The sequence below is a fragment of the Halomonas halocynthiae DSM 14573 genome, assembly GCF_000425725.1.
Taxonomy (GTDB): Bacteria; Pseudomonadota; Gammaproteobacteria; order Pseudomonadales; family Halomonadaceae; genus Halomonas; species Halomonas halocynthiae.
In genome coordinates, this window is record NZ_AUDZ01000018.1 from 62,960 (window position 1) to 72,546 (window position 9,587).

Genomic DNA, 9,587 nt, shown 5'->3' on the forward strand with positions numbered 1-9,587 from the left:
CCGCTCATCATGTCTCATCAGTCATCATGAGCGGCGCTAGCGTGCTTGGCGCTGTATTGTGTATAGTTATTTGATTCACCTTTCTTCTCTTCTTATTGTCGGAGCTGGCTTGTGTCGACTCGCTTTCCTTTTGTCGGTTGGTTCCGTAATTCCTCTCCTTATATTAATGCTCACCGCGGGCAGACCTTTGTCATCCTCATTGAAGGGGAAGCTGTGGCACAAGGCCGTGGTGAGCAGTTGATTCAGGATTTAGCGTTATTGCATACCCTGGGTGTGCGCTTAGTGGTCGTGCTGGGTATTCGCGCCCAGTTGGCCGCCGCGCTTGACACGGTCGGTATTACACCAGACCAGCACTTGGGGCGCTGGGTAGCCGATGATGACACCATGGCGCTGGTGGAGCGAGTGGCGGCCGAGCAACGGCTTTGGCTGGAGGCGCGATTATCGCTGGGCCTGCCTAACTCACCGTTACATGGGGTGGACATGACGGTGGTGTCAGGCAACTTGGTGATGGCTAAGCCGCTGGGTGTGCGTGATGGCGTGGATTTTGAACGTAGTGGCGAAGTGCGCCGAGTACGCAAAGAGGCTCTGGAGCAGCTGCTGGCCACCAATAGTCTGGTGCTGTTGCCACCCATTGGTTTTTCAAGCACCGGTGAAGTCTTTGAGCTGGAGCCCGCCGACGTTGCATGCCGCACGGCTATTGCGTTGGGCGCGGATAAACTCATTTTGCTGGGCGAAGCCAGTGGCCTGACTGAAGCCGGTGTTCTGCAGCGGCAGCTTACGCCATGTGACGCGGATGCCTGGCTTGGAAATACCGAATTGGGCAGTGAGTTGTCACGTCATCTGGCTGCTGCTTGTGAAGCGGCTCGCCAAGGTGTGGCGCGCACTCATCTGATATCTTGGCAAGATCATGAAGCCCTGCTGGGGGAGCTGTTTACTCGTGACGGCGTTGGCACCATGATTACTCAGCAGCGCTATGAACAGCTTCGTCAGGCGCAAGTCAGTGATATTGGAGGGCTGCTTGAGCTTGTTGCTCCGCTTGAGCGTAACGGCATGCTAGTGGCGCGCTCTCGCGAGCGCCTGGAAGTTGATATTGACGATTATCTGGTGGTTGAGCGCGACGGTATGATCATTGCTTGTGCCGCCCTGCATAGCCAGCCAGACTCAACAGCCGGCGAACTGGCGTGTGTGGTGGTGCATGCGGACTATCGTGGTGCAGACCGTGGTGAGCTGCTACTTAGCGAGGTTATACGCCTTGCGCGCGAACGAGGGTTAGATTCGCTATTTGTATTGACCACGCACACCGCTCACTGGTTTGTTGAGCATGGATTCAGGCCAGCCGAGCTGTCGGAGCTGCCTAGCCTGCGCCGCGAGACCTATAACCATGCTCGGCGCTCGCGGATTTTAATCAAAGCGCTGGACTAATTTTACGTCATGTCTTCCGGTGCATCACGCCGCTGGCGTCCGCGTTCTTTGCTGCAATTGCTGTTGCTGGCATTCTTTGCCGTTATGTTGCCGTTGGCCGTGCTGGTGTATCAGACAGGGCAAGCGCTGTTTGAGTTGTCGGAAGTCGCTGAGAAGAGCGCGCGTCAAGCGGTTGAGGAAACCCGCAGAGCACATACTATCGCCAGCCTTGCGCTGAACTTGGAGCGTAGTGCTCGGCAGTATGCAGTGGTTGAAGAACCAAGCTTGTTAAACATGTTTGATCAACAGCTAGCAGATTACAGTGCCCTGCTTAAGCAGCATCATCAACTGTTGCCTGATGACCCGGATGTCTTGGCACTAGTGGCTTATCAGCAAGAGTTGGTTGGTATAAGCGCGCTGCCCATCGAGGCGTTTAGTGAGCAGTTAAGTCAGTTTTCAGATATGTCTCAGCATATTGAACCCATGCGTCAGGCCACTAATTCACGGATTGATCAACGTTTGGATGCTATTCGCACCCAAGCGCTAGAGGTGCGTGAACAGTTGTGGTGGCAGGCGTTAGGGCTTGTCTCTGTCAGCCTGCTACTGGTGCTTTTGTTTACCCGTCTTATTATTCGTCCTGTGAGTCATTTGGAAAAACGTATACTCAGCATTGGTGGTAGTCAGACAACGCCTCAGCGCCCCATTCAAGGGCCAGCAGAATTGGTTAGGCTCGATGAGCGGCTTGACTGGCTCACCTCGCGGCTGCACGAGTTAGAGGAAGAAAAGCGCCAGTTTCTGCGGCATATGTCTCATGAACTCAAGACGCCGTTGGCTAGCGTGCGTGAGGGAGCATCGTTGTTGGCTGACGGAGTGGCTGGAGAAATGACCGCAAGCCAGCGTGACGTATTGGCGCTGATTGACGCTAGCGGTAGCGAATTGCAGCGATTGATTGAACAGCTACTGGATTACAATGTGCTACAGCAAGGGCGTAGCCAAGAGGTATCTCGCGCAGACGTTGCTGTTTTGGCCAGAGAGGTATTGGCAAAGCACCGCTTAGCACTGAAAAGCAAAGGCATGCGCGTGACGCTATTTGATGGCCCGCTGTACTGGCATGTCATTCCGAGTGCAACCACCGCTATTCTGGATAATCTGATTTCCAATGCGGTTGCCTACGGTGAGGATGCTGGGGTCCTGGAAGTTCGCGCCGATTGTTCGTCCAGCGCACTGGTTATTGAGGTGGCCAATAGTGGTGAAGCGATTGCCCTGGGTGATCGTGAGAAACTGTTTACCCCTTTTTATCAAGGGCAGGCACGACGTAAAGGTGTGCTAAAAGGCTCGGGTATTGGTTTATCTGTGGCATCCGATTGCGCGCGCCTTCAGCGGGGGACGCTTGCACTGGTTGATGATGACCGGCTGCCCGTGTGTTTTCAGCTGGTTCTACCGCCTGTTGATACAAGGACGTTGTAATGAAACGACGTATTTTGCTGGTCTGTGTCATGGGAGCCTTTCTCTCGGGCTGTCAGGTGTTGCCACTGATGGAGGGTCTTGAAGAAGGTAACCAAGAGCTAAGCTGCCTGAGTAACATGCCGGATTTTACGCAGGATGAGTGCCTGCTTGATCGTTGGGTTGCTTATGGGCTGGCTTCTCAGCAGGGCGATGAGCAATGGCGCAGTCGCTTATTGGCACAGTTGGATGAAGCATCAGCGCTACGTAGCGACCAGCGTTTAGTCAAAGCAGTCGTCTTGGCCTGGGGGAGCGCAGCGCAGCGCAGCCAAGCCTTCAGTTTGTTTCAGGCTGACATTGATACGGCGCCCAAGAACCTCCAGCCGCTGTTTGACTACTGGGTCGGTGAGCTTGAGCAACGCCGCAAAGCTAATGCCCAGCTAGCGGAGGCGCGTCGAACACGACGCGTAACAACTCAGCAAAACAGAGCGCTGCAAGAGCAGGTTGATGAGCTGAAAAGTAACGTTGAAACGTTGACCACCAAAATTGAAGCACTGACTGAGATCGAGCGTAATATCAATGCTCGCCAGCACCGCGAATAAACCCAAGGAGCCACGCACCTATGTCTGCCAGCATGTCGACAGAGTCTGAGGTTCGCAGCGGATACAATGGCCACCTGTTACTGGTGGATGATGACCCCAGCCTGCTCAAGCTGTTGGGGATGCGCCTGCAAAGCCGTGGTTATCGTGTGACAACTGCTGCAAATGGCAAGCAAGCGTTGACGCGTCTTGAGGCTGAGCGTCCAGACTTGGTGCTCTCTGATATGCGCATGGAGGGAATGGATGGCTTAATGCTGTTTCGTGAAATCCAGCGTCGTATGCCGGGGTTACCGGTTATTATTCTCACCGCCCATGGCTCAATTCCCGATGCTGTTGGTGCTACTCGTGAAGGCGTTTTCGGCTTTCTCACTAAGCCCGTCGATCGTGACGAACTGTTTGCGACTATCGATGAGGCGCTGGCTCAGAGTACAGGAAGCAGTGCAGATGACGATGAGAGCTGGCGTTCGGCGATTATTACACGCAGCCCTGAGATGGAGCGCATTCTTGAGCAAGCCAAAGTGGTCGCCGCCTCTGATGTTAGCGTGCTATTAACTGGCCCGTCGGGGTCGGGCAAAGAGATGATGGCTGCGGCCATTCATAAAGCCAGCCCACGGGCCGACCATCCTTTTTTGTCGCTTAACTGTAGCGCCTTGCCTGAACAACTGCTGGAAAGTGAGCTGTTTGGCCATACTCAGGGCGCTTTTACAGGAGCGCTTAATGAGCACCGAGGCTTATTTCAGGCGGCAGATGGCGGCAGTTTGTTTCTGGAAGACATCGCTGATATTCCACCAACACTGCAAGTCAAACTGTTGCGTGTGCTTCAGGAAGGCCACGTTCGCCCATTAGGCTCGAGCGCCAGTTTTGCTGTTGATGTGCGTTTGATCTCGGCGACTGATATTGACCTTGCTGAATCGATGCACGAAGGCGAGTTTCGAGAAGACCTGTTTTATCAGCTTAACGTGGTCAACCTGAGATTGCCGTCGTTGAAAGAGCGCGCTGAAGATGTTCCGTTATTAGCTCGCCATTTTCTCGCTCGGGCAGCGGCTCGGCATAGGCCGTTTGTAACGGGGTTTTCACGTGAAGCCCTGAGCTTGCTGGCGGCTAGCGCGTGGCCGGGTAACGTGCGCCAGTTGGTGAATGTTGTAGAGCAATGCGTGGCGTTGAGCCGTGCGCCGATTATTCCCGAAGCATTAGTGACTCAGGCGTTGGCGGCAGAAGAAAATGCGCTGCCAAGTTTCAGCGATGCTAGGGCTGGCTTTGAAAGGCGCTACCTGGTCAAGGTACTAAAAATTACCGAAGGCAATGTGACCCAGGCGGCTCGAATTGCCGGACGTAACCGTACTGATTTTTATAAATTACTGGCCCGTCATGCTATCGAACCTTCCAGCTTTAAATCGGGGGGATGTTACAGCAGCGAAGACTGAGCCTATTGGTTCTTCTCAACCTTGACACGCAGCGTCCCTTTTCCTAACTGCACGCTGAGCTGTTGGTCTGGCCGGGTATCCTGAGCTTGACGAATGACCTGGCCGCTGTCGTCTTGCACAATGGCGTAGCCTCGCCCCAGCACGGCAAGCGGGCTGACGGCCTGTAATTCACGAATGACTCCCGCCAAATGCTGCCGATGGGTTAACTGTTCGCGCCGAACTCCCGCGTGTAAGCGCCGGTAGAGATCATCAAGCGTTTGTTTTTCTTCATTGAGATACTGCCCAGGTGAGCGACGCTCAAGGCGTTGGCGCAGTTGCTGATGGTGTTGTTGCGATTTGGTCAGGTTCGCGACTGTCGAGCGTATCAGGCGTGCTTTGAGCTGTGATAATTCGCGGTTTTGTTGGGTAAGCACGGCTTCGGGATGACGTAGCCGTGCGCGTAAATAATCAAGGCGTTGGGCCTCATTATGTAAGCGGCGGTGCTGGCTGCTAGCCAGCTGGCGTTCGATAGCCTTAATTTGGCCAGCCAATATGGCGCGCTCAGGCACCAGCTGTTCGGCAGCAGCAGACGGTGTAGGGGCGCGACGGTCGGCAGCAAAGTCGGCCAGCGTGACATCCACTTCATGGCCCACCGCCGACATGACCGGCAGGCGAGAATGAAAAATCGCCCGAGCCAAGTGTTCGTCGTTAAATGTCCACAAATCCTCTAGGCTGCCTCCACCGCGTGTTATCAAAACCACATCGTGCTCAGCACACAAGGCTGATTGGCGATTCAACAGGCTAAGTGCAGCAATCATCGCCGGAGCGGCCGCTTTTCCCTGCACAGGAACGGGTATCAGGCTTACCTCTACCAGCGGCCAGCGATGCTGGAGCACCGCCAGCACATCGCGTATGGCGGCACCGTTAGCAGATGTTAGCATTAGGAGGCGTCGTGGCGGGTGAGCTAAAGGGCGACTGTTGGCGAATATACCTTCGTTATCCAGCCGTTGTTTAAGCTGCTCATAGGCTGCCCATAATTCGCCTTCACCGCTTGGCTGTACGGCATTTGCCAGCAGCTGATAGTCACCGCGCGGTTCATATAACGAGATGTCGCCACGCACCTTGACCCGGTCGCCATCCTGCATTGGAGAGCTTACAAAGCGCGCTTGACTGCGAAATAAGACACAGCGCAGTTGGGCAGTGGCGTCTTTGAGCGTGAAATACACATGCCCTGATACTGGGCGCGATACGCCAGAAAGCTCCCCCTCAATCCACACCTGGCCAATGCCAAGCTCTAACTGCTGGCGAACACGCCGATTAATATCGCTGACGCTAAGAACATCAGAGGGAGCCGTTGAGGAGGGTAATAGGGTTGGCATAGAGAGTAAGCGTTGTCAGCGAGGCGGATAAGTAGATTACCACATGGTGGCGACGTTAAATCAGAGTAAGGCAGTGTTACCCAGCGGGTAGGTTTTTTTTGCTTAATCATATATCTATTGATTATAAATAATGATCGTAGAGGATTAACGCAATACGAGGGGATGCAGCTTCTGGCGCGCTTACCTCTAGTGCTGTGTTGTACTGATACTGTTGAAATTAAGTTGAACTTAACAATTCTAGGTGGTTGTCACATGGCACAGTCTCATGCTATTTATTTTTATTAGGGAAGATCATTTTAGAAATGCTAGCAAGCTAATGTTTATTTGAATTGTAAAATAAGTGTCACAAAAATTAGGTGCAAAGGTTCAATAATTTAACGCGATATTTGGCTGGTTTCGCCTAGTGTTGCTATGAATGGTAGCTATTACCTGGCTTTGCCGATGAATGTTGAATCGACATCATGAGATGGCTCTTGTTTCGGTGACGTTTTTTGTAGGCCGCATTGCATTATTGGCGCTAGGTGTACGCTCAGAAATTTGACTAATAGTTGAGGATTAAAAACATGAATAATTTTTTTCGAATTATCTGGAGTCGTACCCTAGGGCGCTTAGTCGTGGCATCAGAAGCCGCTCGCTCCCAGCAAAAATCGGGTAGTCGTGGCCAAAGAGTACAGGTGGGCCAGGTTTCGGAACCATCGGGGCCGGTGTCTTTAACGGATCTTTTGCGCCCAGTAACGTTGGGCGTTGCACTGGCATGTGCAGCCATACTTTCTACGTCGTGGGCTCCTGATGCGGAAGCAAGAAAATTTGCCTCAGATGGTGGTTCTTGTACCTCTGTGGGATCTGGGGGGACACTAGTTGGCAGGTTAACAGCAGGCAATACCTCAGCAGATCCTGTAGACGGCTCTGGTACCTTCTCTACCGTTGCGGGCTGTAATGCCAGTGGAAATAATCAGACAGCAGCAACCGTCTACGGCACTTTTAGTGAAGTTACAGGAAAAGGCGGGGCCGCATTCGGTTTTAATGTCAGGGCGGCCCAGTGGGCGACTGCGATAGGGTTAGAAAGCCGTGCAACAGGGGTCTCTGGCACGGCATTAGGTTTCGGCAGCCAAGCAACTGCTCGGAATGCTGTTGCGATTGGTGGCGCAGGTGGCGCAGACAACGCCAATCCTCTCTCTGTTGCAGATTCAACAACGGCTTCGGCCGCGCACTCTATTGCCATTGGTAGTAATGATGTACGTGGAGCGCAGGCGACGGCCATGAATGCTATTGCCATCGGCGGCGAGGCCTCGGCTAGCCTTCAGGCCAGTGTGGCTATCGGTCAAGAGGCTAATGTTAGTGGTGTGGGTGTGGGGGGTGTGGCTGTGGGCGCTCGAGCTGAAGCATCAGCGTCTACCAGTACTGCATTGGGGGCCGGCGCCCAGGCTCAAGCAAGTAATTCTATCTCGATTGGCTCTCACCGCGGGAACCCGTCAGTGGCTTCCGCAGATGGTGCTCAGGCTATCGGTAATCTTGCGAATGCCTCAGGTGTGACGTCCATGGCCTATGGTCGTGAATCGGTTGCCTCGGGCAGTGGCGCGATTGCTATGGGGCAAAGTGCTCAAGCCAATGCCGATGGCACCGTCGCGATTGGCGGTTCCACAGAAGGCTTCAATGGCACGGGGGGAGCACAGGCGGACGGTTTGCTATCGGTAGCTGTGGGTAATAAAAGCTTAGCTCAGGGAGACCGTGCCATTGCTATTGGTAGTGAATCAACAACAGGTGCGCTTTTTGGCTTCTATACCTATCGCCGCAATGATAATAACGGTGTGGATATTGGCGTAGAAAGCATAGAGAACGCCGCTATTGCCCTAGGTGCCGAAGCTAATGTAGATGCCGGTGGAATTGCGATTGGATCCAATAGCAATGCAAGTGGGACGCTCGGGGTGGCGATTGGTGGGTCGGCAGTTGCTTCTGGCGGCAGCGCCTTTGCACTTGGCCCTGCCGCTTATGCGACAGGGAATCAATCTCTTTCTGTTGGCTATCAAAGCGCAGCAACGGGTGAGCGTAGTGTATCGATAGGCCCTGTCTCAACGTCTACAGGTGAAGAATCAGTTGCTCTAGGTACATCGGCATTAGCGAGTGGCAATCGTGCTTTTGCATTGGGCTCATCATCCATCGCTGGCTGGGAGCAGGATACGGTTAACAATACCCAAGCCACGGGAGATGATTCGCTTGCGTTTGGTACGTCGGCTCAAGCAACTCAGGCAAACACCATTGCAGTCGGTACGGGTAGCCAGGCAACCGGTATAGATGCTATTGCCATGGGTAGCGGTGCCAAAGCCTCGGGCGAGAAAAGCATCAGTATTGGTTTTGCAAATGAAGTATCAGGCGCTAGTTCTGGTGCCTTTGGTGACCCGACAACCATCACCGGCGCAGGTTCTTATTCTGTCGGTAATGACAACACCATTGCTGCTGATGAGGCGGGGGCTTTCGGTAACCGCAATACACTATCAGACGTAGCTGATAAAAGCCGGATTGTCGGTAACGACAACACCGTAACTAGCGACGATGCGCTGGCATTAGGTAATCGCAATACTGCTTCTAACGAAGCCTCTATTGTTATAGGGCAAGATGCCACTTCAAGCGGCCTACAGTCTTTTGCTGCAGGTAATGAAGCACAGGCGACGGGGCAGGATGCGCTGGCTGTCGGTACGGTATCACTATCGACTGGGTTAAGCTCGACTGCTTTTGGTCGTGCTGCATGGGCAACAGCTGACTATGCTGCCGCTTTCGGTGCTGAAGCCTCGGCAAGTGGTGAAGAGTCAACGGCTATTGGCAGCTTCTCGCAAGCAACGTTGGAAGATAGCGTCGCACTGGGCTCTAACTCTGTAGCGGATACGGGGTCTGGAATATTAGGCTATAAACCTTTTGGTGCTTCCGCTGCTGATGCAGCAGCAATTGACGGCACAGTAGCCGCTCAGTCAGCAGTCGATGTCGGCAGCCGTCAGATCACCAGCGTGGCAGCAGGTACTGCCCTTGATGATGCTGTTAACGTCAGTCAGTTGATCGCAGGACAATCAAAGGTAGCGGCCGGCACCAATGTCGCCGATGTGGTGGCAACAGATAACCCGAACGGCGGAACCATCTACACCGTTAACGCGGATGGCACCACGGTTAGCGCAGGCTCTACAGCCGTTGAGGTGACAGCAGGCACCAAGGATCCGACTACCAACCTGACCGACTACGCGGTGGATCTGAGCCAAGATACGAAAGACAAGCTGGACCTGGCTGATAGCGGGTTGCAGGAAGTGGTGACCCAGATTGACGGCGTGAATGTCAAAACCATTGATCAGAACGATAACGTGGCCAACTTTATCGAA

Annotated in this window: 6 protein-coding genes; 5 read left to right on the forward strand and 1 reads right to left on the reverse strand. The window is 53.7% G+C overall.

Annotation, left to right across the window (positions count from 1 at the left end):
* Nucleotides 1–111: 111 nt before the first annotated feature.
* The 4 genes from argA to H616_RS0105510 are packed head-to-tail and all read left to right on the forward strand — an operon-like array spanning nucleotide 112 to nucleotide 4,867.
* Nucleotides 112–1,422: an amino-acid N-acetyltransferase gene (gene argA, locus H616_RS0105495; RefSeq protein WP_027966458.1), complete on the forward strand. Its 1,311-nt coding sequence runs from the start codon at nucleotides 112–114 to the stop codon at nucleotides 1,420–1,422.
* A gap of 9 nt (nucleotides 1,423–1,431) precedes the next feature.
* Nucleotides 1,432–2,868 carry a sensor histidine kinase gene (locus H616_RS0105500; RefSeq protein ID WP_027966459.1) on the forward strand — a complete coding sequence of 479 codons (1,437 nt, stop codon included), beginning with the start codon at nucleotides 1,432–1,434 and terminating at the stop codon, nucleotides 2,866–2,868.
* Nucleotides 2,868–3,446: a hypothetical protein gene (locus H616_RS0105505; RefSeq protein ID WP_027966460.1), complete on the forward strand. Its 579-nt coding sequence runs from the start codon at nucleotides 2,868–2,870 to the stop codon at nucleotides 3,444–3,446. The genes H616_RS0105500 and H616_RS0105505 overlap by 1 nt, the downstream gene beginning before the upstream one ends.
* Before the next feature lie 20 nt (nucleotides 3,447–3,466).
* Entirely contained in the window at nucleotides 3,467–4,867 is a 1,401-nt protein-coding gene (locus tag H616_RS0105510) for a sigma 54-interacting transcriptional regulator (RefSeq protein WP_240470536.1), read from the forward strand.
* A 2-nt stretch (nucleotides 4,868–4,869) separates the two neighbouring features.
* Here H616_RS0105510 and xseA read toward each other — a convergent pair whose 3' ends face one another.
* The gene (gene xseA / locus H616_RS0105515) at nucleotides 4,870–6,225 is read right to left on the reverse strand and encodes an exodeoxyribonuclease VII large subunit (RefSeq protein WP_027966462.1); all 1,356 of its coding nucleotides are present in this window, start codon (nucleotides 6,223–6,225) and stop codon (nucleotides 4,870–4,872) included.
* 563 nt (nucleotides 6,226–6,788) lie between these two features.
* Here xseA and H616_RS0105520 point away from each other — a divergent pair.
* The coding region (locus H616_RS0105520) for an ESPR-type extended signal peptide-containing protein (RefSeq protein ID WP_027966463.1) at nucleotides 6,789–9,587 on the forward strand (2,799 nt) is incomplete at its 3' end.